Origin of the sequence: Rhizobium sp. SEMIA4064 (assembly GCF_003025035.1) — a bacterium.
In the GTDB taxonomy this organism is placed as follows: domain Bacteria; phylum Pseudomonadota; class Alphaproteobacteria; order Rhizobiales; family Rhizobiaceae; genus Rhizobium; species Rhizobium paranaense.
In genome coordinates this window covers 404,782-421,394 of the sequence record NZ_PYJN01000016.1, presented here as the reverse complement: position 1 = coordinate 421,394, position 16,613 = coordinate 404,782, and the positions used below count along the sequence as shown (strand labels likewise).

15 protein-coding genes and 1 other RNA gene are annotated in these 16,613 nt (G+C 59.3%); 8 read left to right on the top strand and 8 right to left on the bottom strand.

Annotation, left to right across the window (positions count from 1 at the left end; all coding sequences use genetic code 11):
- Positions 1–264 precede the first annotated feature (264 nt).
- The 5 genes from C9E91_RS12025 to C9E91_RS12005 form a co-directional block, all read right to left on the bottom strand.
- Complete coding sequence (locus C9E91_RS12025) at positions 265–1,209, bottom strand: DMT family transporter (RefSeq protein WP_107108490.1); 945 nt, start codon at positions 1,207–1,209, stop codon at positions 265–267.
- Positions 1,210–1,335: 126 nt separating this feature from the next.
- On the bottom strand, positions 1,336–2,580 hold the full coding sequence (locus C9E91_RS12020) for a lytic murein transglycosylase (protein WP_107108489.1): 1,245 nt from the start codon (positions 2,578–2,580) through the stop codon (positions 1,336–1,338).
- 79 nt (positions 2,581–2,659) lie between these two features.
- Entirely contained in the window at positions 2,660–3,451 is a 792-nt protein-coding gene (locus C9E91_RS12015; protein WP_107108488.1) for a glycoside hydrolase family 25 protein, read from the bottom strand.
- A 219-nt stretch (positions 3,452–3,670) separates the two neighbouring features.
- A complete protein-coding gene (locus C9E91_RS12010) occupies positions 3,671–4,345 on the bottom strand; it encodes a class I SAM-dependent methyltransferase (protein ID WP_107108487.1) in 675 nt (224 codons plus the stop codon).
- Entirely contained in the window at positions 4,342–5,589 is a 1,248-nt protein-coding gene (locus tag C9E91_RS12005) for a BtaA family protein (protein ID WP_107108486.1), read from the bottom strand. Before C9E91_RS12005 ends, C9E91_RS12010 begins: the two co-directional genes overlap by 4 nt.
- A 190-nt stretch (positions 5,590–5,779) precedes the next feature.
- On the opposite strand from C9E91_RS12005, the gene C9E91_RS12000 reads away from it, so the two are divergent.
- Complete coding sequence (locus tag C9E91_RS12000) at positions 5,780–7,192, top strand: serine hydrolase domain-containing protein (protein WP_107108485.1); 1,413 nt, start codon at positions 5,780–5,782, stop codon at positions 7,190–7,192.
- A gap of 10 nt (positions 7,193–7,202) precedes the next feature.
- On the opposite strand, the gene C9E91_RS11995 is transcribed toward C9E91_RS12000, so the two are convergent.
- From C9E91_RS11995 to C9E91_RS11985, 3 genes are all read right to left on the bottom strand, one after another.
- Positions 7,203–8,165 (bottom strand): transglycosylase SLT domain-containing protein, encoded by a 963-nt coding sequence (locus C9E91_RS11995; RefSeq protein WP_414124058.1) that lies wholly within the window; start codon positions 8,163–8,165, stop codon positions 7,203–7,205.
- Positions 8,166–8,474: 309 nt separating this feature from the next.
- On the bottom strand, positions 8,475–9,110 hold the full coding sequence (locus tag C9E91_RS11990; protein ID WP_107108483.1) for a LysE family translocator: 636 nt from the start codon (positions 9,108–9,110) through the stop codon (positions 8,475–8,477).
- Positions 9,111–9,169: 59 nt separating this feature from the next.
- Positions 9,170–10,381, bottom strand: coding sequence for a pyrophosphate--fructose-6-phosphate 1-phosphotransferase (locus C9E91_RS11985; protein ID WP_107108482.1), 1,212 nt, complete (start codon positions 10,379–10,381; stop codon positions 9,170–9,172).
- Between the two features lie 286 nt (positions 10,382–10,667).
- On the opposite strand from C9E91_RS11985, the gene C9E91_RS11980 reads away from it, so the two are divergent.
- The 7 genes from C9E91_RS11980 to rsmH all read left to right on the top strand — a co-directional run bounded on the left by C9E91_RS11980 (position 10,668) and on the right by rsmH (position 16,613).
- Positions 10,668–11,375 carry a J domain-containing protein gene (locus C9E91_RS11980; RefSeq protein WP_107108481.1) on the top strand — a complete coding sequence of 236 codons (708 nt, stop codon included), beginning with the start codon at positions 10,668–10,670 and terminating at the stop codon, positions 11,373–11,375.
- A complete protein-coding gene (locus tag C9E91_RS11975) occupies positions 11,372–12,133 on the top strand; it encodes an N-acetylmuramoyl-L-alanine amidase (protein WP_107108480.1) in 762 nt (253 codons plus the stop codon). Before C9E91_RS11980 ends, C9E91_RS11975 begins: the two co-directional genes overlap by 4 nt.
- A 267-nt stretch (positions 12,134–12,400) precedes the next feature.
- A complete protein-coding gene (locus tag C9E91_RS11970) occupies positions 12,401–12,958 on the top strand; it encodes a lytic transglycosylase domain-containing protein (protein ID WP_107108479.1) in 558 nt (185 codons plus the stop codon).
- A gap of 82 nt (positions 12,959–13,040) precedes the next feature.
- Positions 13,041–14,234: an NAD(P)/FAD-dependent oxidoreductase gene (locus C9E91_RS11965; RefSeq protein WP_107108478.1), complete on the top strand. Its 1,194-nt coding sequence runs from the start codon at positions 13,041–13,043 to the stop codon at positions 14,232–14,234.
- A 67-nt stretch (positions 14,235–14,301) separates the two neighbouring features.
- An RNA gene (gene rnpB / locus C9E91_RS11960) (RNase P RNA component class A) lies at positions 14,302–14,701 on the top strand.
- Between the two features lie 431 nt (positions 14,702–15,132).
- A complete protein-coding gene (mraZ, locus tag C9E91_RS11955; RefSeq protein WP_107108477.1) occupies positions 15,133–15,573 on the top strand; it encodes a division/cell wall cluster transcriptional repressor MraZ in 441 nt (146 codons plus the stop codon).
- Between the two features lie 14 nt (positions 15,574–15,587).
- Positions 15,588–16,613, top strand: coding sequence for a 16S rRNA (cytosine(1402)-N(4))-methyltransferase RsmH (rsmH, locus tag C9E91_RS11950; RefSeq protein WP_107108476.1), 1,026 nt, complete (start codon positions 15,588–15,590; stop codon positions 16,611–16,613).

Sequence of the window (16,613 nt, the reverse complement as noted above, 5' to 3'; positions counted from 1 at the left end):
TAGGACGTTGATGGATCGCGTCAATCCCATGTCTTCCTCCTTAGTCAACCGTTAGAGCCTATGTCAAAAATGTGTCGTTTGGAAAGCAAATTCGATGCTGCGACGCGGTAGGTTGTGCAGGTTTCGAATCGCAATCTCGCTGCAAGCTATTGTTTTTGATAATTAAAATGAAACGATGCGCCGTTCACGAAATTTAATGCATCGTTAATTTAGCTGTGAATAAGGTTAAGGCGGATGTCTTCTACCGAGCCATGAATCGGGTCGCTATAGACCGCTCGTTCCCGCACTCGGTCGCATGCGTGCGTAGAGACGTCCGTCCAAAATAAGCAGGCCTGTGCCGATCAGCAGCATGCCGGCAATTTCCGTAAATCCCAGTCGTTCACCGAGGAAGAGAAAGCCGAGCAGGATGGCGCTCGGCGGCACGAGCAGGGTGACCAGCGAGGCGTTGGTGGCGCCGGCGAGTGCCATGATGCGGAAATAGAGGATATAGGCGAAGGCGGTCGACACCAGCGCCATGCCGAGAATGGCGACGAGGGCGCTGATAGGCGGCGTTGCTAGGGTCCAGGGTTGATCAAGCAAAAGGGCGACCGGCAGTATGAGGGCCGCGGAGCAGGTCAATTGACCCGCTGCAATAACGGGCGACGCCATGCCTTTGAACCGTTTGGCATAGATTGCAGCGAAGCCATAGGAGACTGCAGCAAGGATCGGCAACAGCAGCGCCCAGAGCGGAACTTCAGCGCCGCTTGTCACGCTTGGGCCAAGCAGCACGATCGTGCCGACAAGGCCCGTCAGACAGCCGGCAAGTTTGGCGGATGTCAGCCGCTCGTCGGTGGTGAAGTGGTTGCCGATCAACACGGTCCAGATCGGAGTTGTTGCGTTCAGAATGGAGGCGAGCCCGGCACCCATCTGGGTTTGGCCGATGAAGATCAGCGCGTGCGGCACGGCGTTGTTGATCAGACCCAGCAACAGGAACTGCCGCCAATGTGCTCGCAGCACATCATAGATCCTGAAGCGACCGGCGATGTAGACATGCAGCGCTATCGCCGCCAGCGATAGGCGTAGGAAGACCAGCGTAAATGGTGGTACATAGTGCACGGCGATGCGCGCAAAGAAAAAGGAGCCGCCCCAGATCAACCCGAGCAACAGCAGCAGGCTCCAGGTGAGTGCGTTCATGCGATTGGTAGTGTTCACCGGGTGCGCCTCCGCCATTTGGGATCTATCTTGGCGAAAGGAGAGGCGCTTTCCACCCGTTTCTTGCCGAGCCTTGATCGGATGCCCGGAAGAACAGACGAAAAAGGCGGCCAACGGCCGCCTTTTATAGCAGGCAAGTAGCGCTTAAAGCGCGTTCAGCAATGATTGCGTCGCCCAACCGTCGGCAGGAAGGCCGAGGCGGAACTGTTCCTTTTGGACAGCGACGCGCGTGCCTGAGCCGAGAATGCCGTCGATCTTGCCGACATCGTAGCCGCGTGCCGTGAGCTTGGTCTGAAGCGCTTTCATATCGACATCGTTCAGGCCCGCTTCCGGCGTGCCCTTGTTATAGGTCGGGGCGCCAGCAAAACGGGTGGCGAAATACGCCGCGGACGTCGTGTAAATAAACGACTGGTTCCATTGGAGATAGGCGTTGTAGTTCGGATAGGTCAGGAAAGCCGGGCCTTTACGACCCTGCGGCAGGATGAGAGCGGCCGGCAGCGAACCGAAATTTGTATTACCGTCGCGCGGCTTGACGCCGAGCTGGAACCAGTCGGCGGCCGTGAGCGTGCCCCCAATGCCGGATTTCTCCCAGGGCAGATTATCCGGCAGTGTGACCTCCTGCAGCCAGGGCTGGCCTCGCTGGAAGCCCAGGCTTTGGATGTATCGTGCCGTCGTGAGAATGACATCTGGTGCGCTTGTCTTCAAATTGACGTGGCCGTCGCCATCGCCATCGACACCGTAAGAGATGATCGAGGGCGGCAGCATCTGCGTCTGGCCAATTTCGCCAGCCCAAGCGCCTGTCGTTGTATCTGGGTCGGCATCACCGTGCTGTACCATCTCAATGTATGAGATCAGGCGCGGGCGGAAAAACTCGGGGCGCCGGCAGTCGTGCGAGAGCGTCACAAGCGCATTGCGGGTGTTGAAATTGCCCTGGACGGCGCCGAAATCAGTTTCCATTGCCCAATAGGCAGTGATGACGCCGGGCGGCACGCCGTAGTCCTGCTCGGCCTTGGCGAAGACGTCCGCATATTGCTTGATCTTCTGGCGGCCAATGTCGAGGCGGGCCTGGCTGACGGTGCGCTGCGAGAATTCGAGGAAGGTCTGGCGGAAAACGCCCTGACCGCGGTCCATGGAGAGGACCTTTTGGTCGATCTGAGCACCGGCGAGCGTCTTGTCCGCGGCCGCAGCGTCGGCGCCAGCGGCGATCGCCTCGGCCTTGACGCCGGCTAGAAAGGACGAGAGGTCCCCGCCGCAAGGTGCCTGTGGAGCGCTGGTTCCACCTGCATTCGGCGCCGCGGCTGGAGTCGCGTTCTGCGCCATTGCCACACTTGCCATGGCTGAAGCGAAGACCAACGCGAGTGCGCTACGTCGAATGGTGTAGGGGTCCATAGGCGATCCTCTTTTTTGATAGAATAGGGTCGCTTTCACAGAAGATTGTGACAGAAGCAAGAGAGAAGTTCAGGCAATCTCAAGAATTTCCTTCCTTCTCTACTGCCGCCACCCAGTTGTGCCAATTCTGTTCGGAACCGGCAAAAACATTGATGTCCGTTGGACCCTTGATGCCCGGGATCAGACCCGTCGAGGTGTATTGCCAAAAGGCCCAGGGGCGGTCGGCATAGGTCACCATCGGATGCTTGGCGACCGAGCGGACCCAGAAGTGATAGTCCTTGAAATAACCGGCAAGATTATCGCGGTGGAAGTCGACCGACGTGTAGATGATCGGGCGCTTGCCGTAATAGGCTTCCAGACGGTCCATGAAGCGCTTGATCTCGGTGCGCACCGTCTGCGGATCGGGCCGTGTGCGGCAGGTCTTGGATTCGGCGTTCCATTCGACGTCGAGCACCGGCGGCAGCATCATCGCATTCTTCGGGACATTGTGAATGAACCAGTCGGCCTGGTCGTCCGCCGTCGAGCAGAAATAGTAGAAGTGATAGGGCGCGTAGGGAATGCCGGCCGTATTGGCTTCCCGCCAATATTCGTTGAAGCGGTCATCGATCCTATCCTTGCCTTCGGTCGCCTTGATGAAGACGAAGGCAATGCCTGAGCCCTTCACCGACTGCCAGTTGATATCGCCCTGCCATTTCGAGATGTCGATGCCATGGATGGGATGGCGCTCCGGATGGTCGCGGCCGAAATCCTGCGGCTTGGTATCCTTGAAACGTGTCTTCGGTATCGATGCGGTCTGAAAGCTGTCATAACCCATGGTGCAGCTATTCAGAAAAAGGGCGAGCGGCAGTAAGCATGACAGAAGCCTGCGCATGGATATCCTGTTATGGCGCGAGTAATCTTGCTGCCCCAAGACTTGGCTTCCGTGATATGTGGTCCCCAAAAATCCCAAAAGAGGCAAAGGACCAAGCTGTTGTCAGCCGGCCTTGCCACTTTTTAACCATATCAACGTAAAAAATGCGTTATCTTCAAGTAAATTCTTATACTTGGAATGCCGTATGAACGGATTTCATGTCGAATTCCGCTCTTTTGGCTAGGCGGCCGGCTTAATAACGACGGCTCTCCAGGCGTAACCCCGCCCGATTTCTTCGAATACCAGCTTCGCGCCACGCGCCTGAACCCGCTCTTCCATCGCTGTGCGGAGGTCGGCTCGCGGCGTGACGTGGAACTTTTTCAGCCAGCCCTTCAGCATGGTGCGGAACCAACCTGGCAGGCGCTCTTGCTGGCCAAAATCGACGATGTGCAGTTCGCCGCCGGGAATGACCGCATCCAGCGAGGCATCGATCGCGCTCTTCCAGTCCGGGATCATCGACAGCGCGTAGGAAATCATCACGCGGTCGAAACCGTCGGCACCGAAATCCGCAGCCGAGAAGGCGGTGGCATCGGCGACGCGGAAGTCCGGCACCTGTTTCAAGCCCCGAAAATTATTGCGAGCCGAGATCAGCATCTCCTGGGAGATGTCGAGGCCATAGAGCTTGGCCGACGGAAAGCGGCGATGGGCCAGCAACATGTTGCGGCCAGTGCCACAGCCGACTTCGAGAAGCGAGCCGCCAAAAGGCACGTTGAGGTGCATGATGGTGCGGTCGCGGCCGAAGAGATAATATTTGCGGGTCAGGTCGTAGATGTGCCGCTGGTAGCGGTACATGCCGTCCATCAGTCCGGCATGGTTCTTCGAGCTTGTCTGGAGACCTGTATCCGCCTGGCTCACGCTTTTTTCCCGTAGATGTGGAAGCCGCCGTAGATCGCCGAGCGGTCACGGACGTTAAGCTCGTGCGAGCGCTCTTCAAAGTAGACCCACTGCTCGCGAATGGCGGGGGAGAGGCGGCCTTCGATGATGCTCTTTTCTGCAGCGGTGCGGAAAATAACGCGAGCGCCTTCGCGAGCCGTGCGGGTGATTTCCGCCCAGAGGTCGTTGAGCTGTTCGTCGGTCATCCAATCCTGCGCATCGAGCAGGATATAGCGGTCACGCGAAGCGGCGGGCTTGGAGGCCAGAAGTTCGGTGAAGTTGGCATGATGCACGTCGACGCGGTCGGCATTGGCGCGAATGGCGGCGTAGTGCTCGGGGCGCAGATAGGTTGGCAGCGGACCCTGATGCGGGCCAGCATAACGCCGCGCGAAGGCCTGCCAGGCGAAATAGTTCTCGCGCATCGGGAAGTGGCATGCCAGCTTTTCCAGGCGATGCTTCAGGACGCCCGATATGGAATCGTCACCGGCGAGGCTTGCAAGCTCATCATATTGCTGCGGCGGAATGCCGAGGCCGAAAAGCGAGCTCTTGCGGCCGAGCAGCCAGCGCACCATCGGCTTGTCGAAGATCGGCGCAATCTCGTCGTCGAAAAACTGCCGCTGTTCGCGAACCGTGCGTGCTTCCGTCATCTTGGCGAGGCGGACGCCGTGCAGGCGGGCCAGCACATGGGCGGCGCCAATGAAGCGGCCGAGCAGGCCGGTCTTGTAGATGTTGCGATTGAAGACGGTCACGCGGCGGCGACCATACATGTCGCGGCCATCCCAGTAAGCGGCGGTCGCCGGATCCAGGCGCGGCGCGATGAACTGGTCGTATGCCTGGCTGTTGGCGCCGACGTTGGGCGTGCCGAAGAAGCGCACCAGATCGGTATGGCCTGGCAGCAGCCGGAAGGCGGCGAGCTTGAGCTTGTTCAGCGCGATGTGGTGACGATTGAGGTCGACGACATCGATGGAAGCCGGGTTCTGCGAAAGATAGGCGAGCATGTTGCAGCCGCCCGAGCCGATGGTGACGATGCGGTGGTGCGGCTGAAGCTCCATCGCCTCCATGTCGATATCCGGATCTTCCCAGATCTGCGGATAGACGAGGCCGGAAAACAGCATGCCGAACAGACGCTCGGAAAAGCCGGCTTTCGACAGAGCCTTGTGTTGCAGCAGAGCGTCTTTGAGTTTCCGATTCTTGTGGAGACCGGCCTCCGGGGCAAATTCCGTCATCTGAGTCTTGTCACCGATTTGTCAGGTTCAGCGCGTGTAACCCGGCAATGCTACAGTCTGATGACGTGGGCTGTTGGCAGATCAGGCCATAGAACCGTCACGCTGATATTTGCAAAGCTATGATGACGATAGGTCTTTCATATTGCTGCATTTCCTGATTGTCTCCGCAAACCTTCGGAGGGTGTGTGACATGCGTTTGATATCGAGCGTGATCGGGGCTCTTGTTCTTTTGCTGCTGATCATTGTCGCGGGCAGTGCCGCTTGGCTTTGGGTCTGGCCGCCGGAATTGCTTAGAGTCGGCGACGGTTACGCGGCCAAGATCGTCTGCTCGAATACCTTTATCGCCAAGCGCGATCCAGAACGCATAATGACGGATGACGTGCAGGCGCCCGGTAATCCGGCGCTGAAGCTTGTCCAGGTTTCGGTCAATCGTGAGGAAGGCGTGGTCACCGCCCGCTTCCTGGGCATGTTTGCGCCAAACTATGCGCTCTACCGTGGCGCGCTCGGTTGTACGACCGTGCCGGACGGTGATCTGCCGGCGGCGCGCAGCGCGGTATTCCTCAATAAGGTGAGGGCGCCCAAAAACGATTCTCTTTGGCCTGATGGCGATAAGGTCGCGCAGGGCCAGGATGAAGCCGGGCTCGCGCTTTCGAAGCTCCTTGCCAATCAGGATTTTGCCGGTCCCGCCATGCGCGCCATCGTCGTCGTCAAGAACGGTCGTATCGTTGCGGAGGCCTATGGCGACGGGTTCGACAAGGGCACGCCATTGGTCGGCTGGTCGATGACCAAAACGGTCAATGCGGCCATCATCGGCCGTCTGATGCTTTCAGGCCGCATGTCCTTCGACGATCAGAACCTTTTCCCGCAATGGAGCAATGATGCGCGCAAGAACATCAAGCTCAGCGATCTCCTCGGCATGGAGAGCGGCCTGGCCTTCAACGAAGGATATGGTGCCGTCTCCGACGTGACGCGCATGCTCTACCTCGAGCCTGACTCGACGAGGGTTGCCGCCAACGCACCTCAAGAGGCTCCAGTCGGCGAAAGATTCAACTATTCCAGCGGCACGGCGACGCTGCTCTCAAGGCTTTGGATGAACAAGCTTCCGAATGAGACCACCGCGATCTCCTATCCGCGTGAAGCGCTGTTCGGGCCGCTCGGCATGTCCAGCGCCGTATTGGAAGCCGATGAGCGTGGCACTTTTGTCGGCAGCTCTTATCTTTATGCGACGGCGCGCGACTGGGCGCGCTTCGGGCAATTCCTGCTACAGGATGGTGTCTGGAAGGGCCAGCGCCTGCTGCCGGAAGGTTTTGTCGGCGCAATGCGCACCCCGACGAAGTCATCGGAAGGCATCTATACGCAGGTTCAAGCCTGGCTTGCCGGTCCGGGTGGCTCGAATGCGCAGTTCGGCCTGCCGGCGGATACATTCTGGATGCTTGGACACGACGGCCAGAGCGTTGCCATCGTGCCCTCAGCCAATGTCGTGCTGGTGCGCATGGGGCTGACGCCAGGTTGGCTGGACTACAAGCCGCAAATTCTGCTGAAGAAGATTCTGGACATAACCAGCACCGGTCAGGAGATGGCCCAACCGGCGCTAGCGGACTGATCTGGGATAATCAGTAATTGCCTTGGGCGACGTCCGACAGGCCCTTGCGCTTGGCATCATAATAATAGCCGCGCGCATAGAGCTGAACGGCGTTGACTTCTTTGTTCTCGGCCTTGTTGTCAGCCACCATCCAGGCGCCGCGCAGATATTTTGCGGCATATTTGATGTTGGTCTCGGCATCGAGCAGGCCTGTCGGCGGGCCGTCGTAACCCATCGACTTGGCCGTGTTATATCTGATCTGCATCAGCCCGAAATAACCGGCCCGGTTATAGGCCTTCGGATTGTAACGGCTTTCGCGATGAACGACGCGATGGATCAGAGATTCCGGAATTTGGTAAAGCTTGGCATATTTCTCGATGAGCTTCGAAACGTAGCTCTTCTCGGCTGCCGGCACATCGGAATCGTAATTCTGAGGCGTCAGCACCGCCGAAACGACCGTCGGGCCGCTGGAATCGAAGTTGAAATCGTAATGCATGCGGTTGTCCGCATAAGTCATACCGGCGATCGGCATGGGCGCAGCATAAGCGACTTCGGCCGGCGCCATGATCGGCGCGTCTTCGCCGGGACGAGGTGTCGGAACGACGGACTGAATGGCCGCCACGTCCGATGTCATCGGAATGATCGCTTGACCCTGGGCCACGGAGCCTGACACCGGCAGTAGCGCGGTATCGCCCGGACGGGCCGGGTTCGGGATCGGGATGGCGACGACAGCGGGGACCACGGGTTCGTCGGAGGCTGCGTAGGCGGCGGCCGCAGTTGTGTTCGGCGCGGGCGCACCGGTCACGGCCGCAATGGCGACCGTACCCTGGTTCGCCGCGTTCGGCGCAGTCGCCACCGGAGCGCCCATACGGTTCTGGGCTGCCTGGATCTGATTCTGATCGACCGAACCGGCGACAACCCGGTCCGATTTCATCAGTACTGCCTGCTGCTGCGGCTGAGCCTGCTGGCCTGTTGCCGGTGTGGTGGAAGCCACAGCTACGCCGCCTGCGGACGACGCAACACCGACCGTAGCCGGGTTTGTATTCGGATGCGGCACGTTGGTTTGTGCCGACGGGAGTTCTGCCTGGGACGTTTGTTGCTGAGTGCTTGCGCACCCTGCAAGGACGCCGCACATCATTGCCGAAAAGGCAACGCTGCGCTTTAGGCTGGGAAATCCGATCGCTACCATTCTGTCACTTTCGAAAAAACCAAACCGCCCTGCGGCGCAAATCAGCCACAGGGTTGATAAATTTATGAATCCCCCATTAACCTATCCGTGATCGCCCCGCAACCCTGGACAGCATCAAGCGGCCATTCGGCGATACCCGGCGGTCACGGCGCCGGCGGCTATCAACAGGGTTCCGCCCGTCCGGTTGACAGCGCGTTGCACGCTTGCCTTGCGGATAAAGCCGCGCGCCATGTCGGCAATGAAAACGTAGAGCAGTGAGTTCAGCGCCGCCAGAGTGAGGAAAGTCGCCTCCAGAATAAGGGTTTGCTGAAGGAAGGGCTTCGACAGGTCGAGAAACTGCGGCACAAAGGCAATGAAGAAGACGATGCTTTTCGGGTTCAAGGCGGTAACAACGTAAGCGTGCAGCAAAATCTTCAGCGGTTTTTCCTCGGGAAGATTGTCATTATCGCCCATCGGACCGGTCACGATCGGAGCGCGCCAGAGTTTGATTCCCAGAAACATCAGGTAGGCTGCGCCGATCAGCTTCAGAATCGTGAATAGAGTCGCCGAGGCGGCGAGAAGAGCGCCGAGACCGGCGAGCGAGGCAGTCATCGCCGTGAAATCGCCAAGCGTTACGCCGGTTACCGTCGCCAGCGCCGTCTTACGACCATGTCCAAGTGCATATGAGATCACAAGGAGAATGGTCGGACCGGGGATTGCCAGCATGATGCAGGATGCGGCGGCGAAAGCGAGCCAGGTTTCGATGGACATGGAATCCTCCTCTATTCCTATTCGCCGCCAGCAAAGACATTGGATTTGCAATCCGTCAATTAGGATTGCGTGTATTTTTGCCCGATGTGATCCATGACCTCGGCGAACCACGGCAACGACATATCGAAGGGCTTGCCGCCCTTGATGCGCGGGAATTCGATGGTGCGCAGCTTGCCGCCCTGGCCTTCGTCGTGACCGGTGACACCGGAGACCTTATTCAAGGCGCTTTCGACCGCGAGATCGACCATGCCTTGGATGAGGCGCAGGTCATCGCCGTTGGCGGCGGCCGAACGGGCAAAGTAGCCCGACTTCTGCACCAGCGAGCGTTCAGCGCCGAGGAGGGTCGCGAATTGCTTCTGGAACCAGTTGCCGACATTGATAGTGTCGATCTTCACATGACCGAAGGCATCGCGCTTGATGGTTTCGCCGGCAGCTTCGCGCTCGGCGACGATGGCCTCGAGAGCAGCACCTTCCGAAACGAACAGCGTCACCTGGCCGGTCTTGTCCATGATGGCCTTCAGGCGGTCAGCTTCCGCTTCAATGTCGAACGCCATTTCCGGCAGATAGAGGCCGTCGATGCTCTTCATGGCGGCATTCATCATGAAGCCGTCGACATATTCATTGGCACTGGTCTTCTGAATATAGGCGCGGGCCGTCGCAGCCGTCAGCCAGCCGCAGCTTCTGCCCATGACTTCATGGATGACGAGGGTGCGCGGAGCGGCGGTCTGTTCGTTACTGACATTGTCGAAGAAATGTGCGCCGACTTCGGCGGCCGTCCAGGCGCCGAGAGACTGGCGGATCGGCACGACGTCATTGTCGACGGTCTTCGGCAGGCCGACCACGGTCAGGTTGTAGCCGTTGGCGCCGAGATAGGCGGCAAGATCGGCCGCTGTCGTGTTGGTGTCGTCGCCGCCGATCGTGTGGAGAATGGTGACGCCGTCCGAGGCGAGGCGCTCGGCGGCGACGCGCAGCGGATTTTCACCTTCCTTGACGAGGCCGCGCTTGACGCAGTCGGCGGCGTTGGTGAGTTTGACGCGGCTGTTGCCGATCGGTGAGCCGCCGTAGCGGTGCAATAGGTGCGCGCGCTCACGCATGTTGGGGGTCACCTCGATGCGGTCGGCCAATAGAACGCCCTGATAGCCGGAACGATAGGCTATAATGTCGAGATCGGGCGCCACGTCGCTGTAGCGCTGGATCAGGCCGCCGACAGCAGAAGAGAGACAGGGCGCCAATCCGCCGGCGGTGAGCATTGCGACTTTCTGTTTGGCCATGGGGATCCTCCTTGCAGCAGGGCTGCTTCATTTCGGTGATTGCCGTCGGAATGGATGCGACAGGCGGGCATGGCTGTAAAGTAAAGAATTTAAGAAATGCGCGCTTGTCTTTTCATCCGGGCAGCGAGCGGCGTGATTGTGCGGCATCGCAAATGGCGGTTTCAAACACGCCATCATTACCAAAATGTGAAAAGTGTTTTCGGCTGTGCGACCAATGGACTCCTTGCAATCGCAACCATTATTTGATCAACGTGTTTCCTATTCAGAAGGGGTAGTTGAGACCGTCATGTCGTTTTGGGAAAAATTGCTGAATGCTGTTGGTGGCACCGCTGGCAATGCCCTGTCGGCGGTGGTCGAAGCCATCCGGACGCTTTTCGAAGGCGATCCGGAGACCCGTCGCAAGGTGGCCTTTTCCGTCGCCATCATCGCGCTTTCCGCCAAGATGGCGAAGGCCGATGGCATCGTGACAGAGAACGAGGTCAATGCCTTCCGCGAGATCTTCGAATTTCCGCCGGATCAGGCAAAGAACGTTGCACGTCTTTATAATCTGGCACGCCAGGACGTTGCCGGCTACGAGGCCTATGCGGAGAAGCTGTCGTCGCTCTGTGTCACTTGTTCAAAGAATTGCCCGGTGCTGGAAGACGTGCTTGACGGTCTCTTCCATATCGCCAAGGCAGACGGCCTGATCCACGAGAAGGAAATGGCCTTCCTGCAGCACATTGCGCAGATATTCCATATGAGCGAGCAGCGGTTCGAGCAGATCATGGCTCGGCATGTCAGCGCCGGCCGTGATCCTTACAAGGTGCTCGGCGTCTCGCCTCAGGATGATTTCACGACCATCCGCCGGCGCTATCATGGCCTGGTCTATGAGAATCACCCCGACCGTCTCGTTTCGCGCGGCGTGCCGGAGGAATTCCATCTTATCGCCAATGAGCGCATGGCAGCGCTCAACGCGGCCTACGCCGAAATCGAGAAAGAACGCCGCGCCGCATGAGTTCCTTCGCGGCAGATTTTTCCGGCGCCATCGTGCAGCCGTCGCCGAACCATGGCGAGCGGCGGGATGGGCGCAAGCCGGACATGATCCTTCTGCACTATACTGGCATGGGCACGGCCGAAGGCGCGCTTGATTGGCTCTGTCGCGACGAGAGCCAGGTGTCGAGCCATTACTTCGTCTTTGAGGACGGGCGCGTGATGCAGCTCGTGCCGGAAGAACGTCGTGCCTGGCATGCCGGCAAGAGCGTCTGGCACAACGAGGCAGACATCAACTCGCAGTCGATCGGCATCGAAATCGCCAATGCCGGCCATCCCGGCGGATTGCCGGATTTTCCCGATGCACAGATCGAGGCGGTCATCGAACTGTGTCGTGATTGCGGCCAACGCTGGGCAGTTTCACCTGAGCGTGTGCTTGCACACTCCGATGTCGCCCCTGTTCGCAAGGTCGATCCAGGCGAGAAATTCCCATGGGCACGACTGGCCGCTGCGGGCGTCGGACACTGGGTCGAACCGGCACCGATCACCGGCGGGCGGTTCTTTCAAAGGGGCGATGTCGGTCAGCCGATCGAGGCTTTGCAATCCATGCTGTCGCTCTACGGTTATGGAACGGAAATTACAGGTGAATTCTCCACGAAACTGGAGGGAGACGTCGAGGCTTTCCAGCGTCATTTCCGTCAGGAGCGGGTGGACGGAATCGCCGATTTTTCGACCATCGACACGCTGCATCGTTTGCTCTCCGCACTGCCTCGCTTTTCCTAAGGGGAGGCGGACCTTCATTTTGCGGCCGCCGAGACACCGTTACGCGCAAAATGCGTAACGTGCTGCAACGCCACATCATTTCCCTATTATCTCCGCATTGCGCTGGTCTAACCACGCTCGCTGAACGGCGGTCGCGCAAATTAGTTTGTGTGTCGCGCGGCCGTAAAGACTAAACGGGGACCGTGCACTCCGGCGGCTCTTTTTGCCTCCCGCCGGACTGATGGCTTAGTGCTGTCCGCGATCCCGCGCCCGGAGACAAAAGACTACATGAAAAATCTGATTGTTGCGGCGGCAACATGCGCGAGCGTGTTGCTGACAGGATATGATTGCGCCTTTGCCGACCCGCATGGCGGGAAAACTCAGACCATTCCTCTACATACCATCACACGTACGACCGGCTATCCGCTGCCGGGTGTCCCTACCGCATTGCATGATGCGGAAAATTCTTCCACGACACAAAATCCCTATTCGGCCTTGATTGCAAAATATGCCAAGCAGAACGGCGTGCCGGTCGAGTTGGCGACTGCGGTCGTTCAGATCGAAAGCAATTTCAATCCAAAACGGCGCGGTAGCGCCGGCGAGATCGGCCTGATGCAGATCAAGCCCACGACAGCGAAGTTGATGGGCTATTCCGGCAGTGCCAAGGGCCTTTACGATCCCGAGACGAACATCAAGTTCGGCATGAAGTACCTCGCCATGGCGCAGCAGCTTGGCGGTGGGCCGACCTGCAACACCATCCTCAAATACAATGCCGGTCATGCGGCGACGCGCATGAATCCGGTATCGCAGCAATATTGCGGTAAGGTGCTGGCCCTGCTTGATTAATCGCCGCCTTCATAAGGATTGCGGGTAGGGCGGAGCCGCTTTCCATGTTATCGAGTTTGCGATCATTTGCGAGGGACATAACATGGCAGCGGATTTCCGGTTCATCGTCGTCGGTCGGGGAATGATGGGGGCGGCTGCCGCCCGTCATCTCGCCAAACAGGTGGACGGCATAGCCGTCATTGGCCCGGACGAGCCGGGGGATCGTGCGAAGCATCAGGGCGTTTTCGGCAGTCATTACGACGAAGGCCGGATCACCCGCACCATCGATCCCGATGCTGACTGGGCACGGCTCGCCAACCGCTCGATCGCCCGCTATGCCGAGATCGAGCGCGACAGCGGCATTCAGTTCTATGCTCCAGTCGGTTGCTTGGTGGTCGGGCCGAAACGGGGTGGCGCTGATGCCTATGTCGGCGATGTCGCCGATGCGGCAGCTCGGCTCGGTGTGCGGACCGAGCTTCTGGACGATGCTGGGTTGAAGGCGAAATTTCCCTTCTTCTCTTTCGCCGAAGGCAGCGAGGGCGTTTACGAGCCGCATGGGGCCGGACATATTAGCCCGCGGCGGCTGGTGAAGGCGCAGTCGTTGCTGGCGGAGAAAGCCGGGGCTCGGATCATCAAACAGACGGTTGTCTCGATCCGAGACGAGGGTGGTCTGGCGGTCGTCAAGACGGCGGAAGGCGAGACGTTCCGGGCGGAGAAAGTCCTGCTCGCCGCAGGCGGTTTCTCCATTGCCGAGAGTCTCTTGCCGCAGCCGGTTGAGATGAAGGTTTATGGTCGCACGGTGACTTTCTTCGAGGTGGGCGAGGCGGAAGCCGAGGTGCTTTCATCCATGCCGTCGCTGATATCCTCGAGGCCTGATCATACCGACAGCATCTATCTGCTGCCGCCGATCCGCTATCCGGACGGAAAATATTACATCAAGATCGGCGGCGATCCGGACGATCTCCAATTCGAAAGCGAGCCGGATCTGCGTCGGTGGTTTCAAACCGCCGGCCGCGACAAGGCACGCGATCATCTGACTCGGGTCTTCCACGAACTGGTTCCGGGCGTCACAGGATCGTCGGCCTTCACCAATTCCTGTGCTGTTTCCTACTCGCCGACCAAATATCCCATGATCGGCTACACGTCGTCGCCGCGCGTAGCGGTGCTGACTGGCGGCTGCGGCACGGCGGCGAAGAGTTCGGACGAGATCGGCAGGCTCGGCGCTGAGCTGCTGCTCGAAGGCCGAATCAAGGACGACGGCTACCGCACGGATTTCTCTGCACATTTCCGTGCTTAGGCCCGAACGGGAATAAAGCCGCATATTTCGATGGCAATTGCCGACGCTCTCGGCTAATGGAGCCCTGCCAGTTGGCCGGGCAGCCGCGCCTCACCAATGCCGAAAGGCGGTGGGGTGAGGAAAGTCCGGGCTCCACGGAAACACGGTGCCGGATAACGTCCGGCGGGGGTAACCTCAGGGAAAGTGCCACAGAAAGCAAACCGCCGGGTCTTCGGATCGGGTAAGGGTGAAAGGGTGGGGTAAGAGCCCACCGCGCCTCTGGCAACAGCGGCGGCACGGTAAACCCCACCGGGAGCAAAACCGAATAGGGATGACGCGGATCGCGAAAGCGGTCCAGCCCGTTTCCGGGCCTGTCATCCGGGTGGGTTGCACGAGGCGGCGCGCAAGCGTCGTCCCAGATGAATGGCTGCCACGTTCCGGCCTCGGCCGGAGCCATACAGAACCCGGCTTACAGGCCAACTGGCAAATTATCCCTCGCTAATCCCAGTGCTCCTCTTTCGGCCCTGTGGAAACAATTTATCGGGCGGTCAAAAGCCTTGGTTTCCAGCCTTCCAAGCGTGCCGGATAGAGGCGTTTTCGTCTGCGAAAACAATCCGCTTTGGCGCCTCGGTTCACGGTGATCATAACCTTTCGTTAAACTTAACGGGATATGAATATTCAGGCTGTGGCCACGTCTCGGTGGCCTCATCCCATTGACGCCCATATGGTCCCATGGTATCCCAAAAGCACACTGCACAAGGGCAAATCAGAGCCCGTTCATCGCAAAGCCATGATCTCTCCTTTTCTAGGGGTGTCGGAAGAGTATTCTCTCTTTCGGCTTGCGAAGCTGTGTCCGATTTTGGCTATGTCTGCGGGCGAATGATCGCCCGTATGTCATGGGAAACGGGTGTTTCGCGTCATGAACCGCTTCCTATCGAATGCGACCAACAGGATCGATGCCAAGGGCCGGGTATCCGTGCCGGCGGCGTTTCGTTCCGTGCTCGCGGAGCGCAATATCCAGGAGCTTTATTGTTTCCAGGATTTTGTGTTTCCGGCGATCAGCGTCGGCGGTCTCGATCTGCTCGATCGGTTCGAGCGGCAGATTGCGGCGGACGATCCTTTTTCGCCGGCGGCGAACCAGATGTCGCTCCTGATTCACGGGGGCGGGGTCTTCATGAAGCTCGATGCGGAAGGGCGGCTGATGGTCACGGATTTCATCCGCGGCTTCACCGGTATCGCCAACGAGGTGACCTTCGTCGGGCGAGCGGATCATTTTCAATTGTGGCAGCCGGAGGCTTTTCAAGCCTTGCAGGCGCGGGCACGAGAGGAGCGCAAGCTGGCGGGCCGGCGCTCGGAATAGAACGGGGAAACGGAATGGCGGCGAATCCTGGCGGAGGCTCGACTGATGCCGGTGGCGGACCGGTTCGTCACATTCCGGTTCTTCTTGCGGAGGTGCTCGAAGCATTGGCGCCGGCCCCCGGCAAACTCATTCTGGATGGCACGTTCGGTGCGGGCGGCTATACTTCGGCTATTCTGGCTGCTGGCGCGGATGTGATTGCGCTCGACCGCGATCCGACGGCGATCGCGGCAGGGCAAGCGATGGTTGCCGCTCATACGGGTCATCTTTCTCTTATTCATTCGCAGTTTTCGCAGCTTGCCGATCACGCGCCGCAAGGTGGGCTCGATGGTGTCGTGCTCGATATTGGCGTCTCGTCCATGCAGCTCGATGAGGCCGAGCGTGGCTTCTCGTTCAACAAGAACGGTCCGCTCGACATGCGCATGTCGGCAAGCGGCGTGTCTGCGGCCGATGTCGTCAATCGCGCCAAGCTGGCCGATCTCATTCGCATCTTCGCCTTCCTCGGTGAGGAGAAGCAGGCGCCGCGCATTGCGCATGCGATCGAAAAGCGCCGGGCGGAAACGCCATTCGTCACGACCCGCGATCTCGCCGGACTGATCGAAATCGTCACGCCGCGGAAGGCCAAGGACAAGATCCATCCGGCGACCCGTGTTTTCCAGGCGCTGCGCATCTTTGTCAACGACGAGCTCGGCGAGTTGGCGCAGGCGCTGTTTGCTGCCGAGCGGGCGCTGAAGCCGGGCGGGCGCCTGGTTGTCGTTACCTTTCATTCGCTGGAAGACCGGATCGTCAAGAAGTTCTTCGCCGATCGCTCCGGCCGCGCCGCCGGTTCCCGCCATATGCCGATGGTTCATGAGCGGCTGGCGACCTTCGATCCGATTGGTAAGTCGATGATTTCCGCTGGCGATGCGGAGGCGGAAGCCAATCCGCGGGCGCGTTCGGCCAAGCTGCGTGCGGGTCTTCGTACCGCAGTGCCGGCCGAGGCTGCCGATCTCTCGATCTTCGATCTGCCCAATCTCGCCAGTCTCGGAAAGCTCGGAGGTTGA

Coding starts and splice junctions, on each gene's coding strand:
- C9E91_RS11975 (WP_107108480.1), top strand. CDS start 11,372: ATGAGTTCCTTCGCGGCAGATTTTTCCGGCGCCATCGTGCAGCCGTCG.
- C9E91_RS11970 (WP_107108479.1), top strand. CDS start 12,401: ATGAAAAATCTGATTGTTGCGGCGGCAACATGCGCGAGCGTGTTGCTG.
- C9E91_RS12005 (WP_107108486.1), bottom strand. CDS start 5,589: ATGACGGAATTTGCCCCGGAGGCCGGTCTCCACAAGAATCGGAAACTC.
- C9E91_RS12015 (WP_107108488.1), bottom strand. CDS start 3,451: ATGCGCAGGCTTCTGTCATGCTTACTGCCGCTCGCCCTTTTTCTGAAT.
- C9E91_RS11980 (WP_107108481.1), top strand. CDS start 10,668: ATGTCGTTTTGGGAAAAATTGCTGAATGCTGTTGGTGGCACCGCTGGC.
- C9E91_RS12000 (WP_107108485.1), top strand. CDS start 5,780: ATGCGTTTGATATCGAGCGTGATCGGGGCTCTTGTTCTTTTGCTGCTG.
- mraZ (WP_107108477.1), top strand. CDS start 15,133: ATGAACCGCTTCCTATCGAATGCGACCAACAGGATCGATGCCAAGGGC.
- C9E91_RS12020 (WP_107108489.1), bottom strand. CDS start 2,580: ATGGACCCCTACACCATTCGACGTAGCGCACTCGCGTTGGTCTTCGCT.
- rsmH (WP_107108476.1), top strand. CDS start 15,588: ATGGCGGCGAATCCTGGCGGAGGCTCGACTGATGCCGGTGGCGGACCG.
- C9E91_RS11990 (WP_107108483.1), bottom strand. CDS start 9,110: ATGTCCATCGAAACCTGGCTCGCTTTCGCCGCCGCATCCTGCATCATG.
- C9E91_RS11985 (WP_107108482.1), bottom strand. CDS start 10,381: ATGGCCAAACAGAAAGTCGCAATGCTCACCGCCGGCGGATTGGCGCCC.
- C9E91_RS12025 (WP_107108490.1), bottom strand. CDS start 1,209: ATGGCGGAGGCGCACCCGGTGAACACTACCAATCGCATGAACGCACTC.
- C9E91_RS11965 (WP_107108478.1), top strand. CDS start 13,041: ATGGCAGCGGATTTCCGGTTCATCGTCGTCGGTCGGGGAATGATGGGG.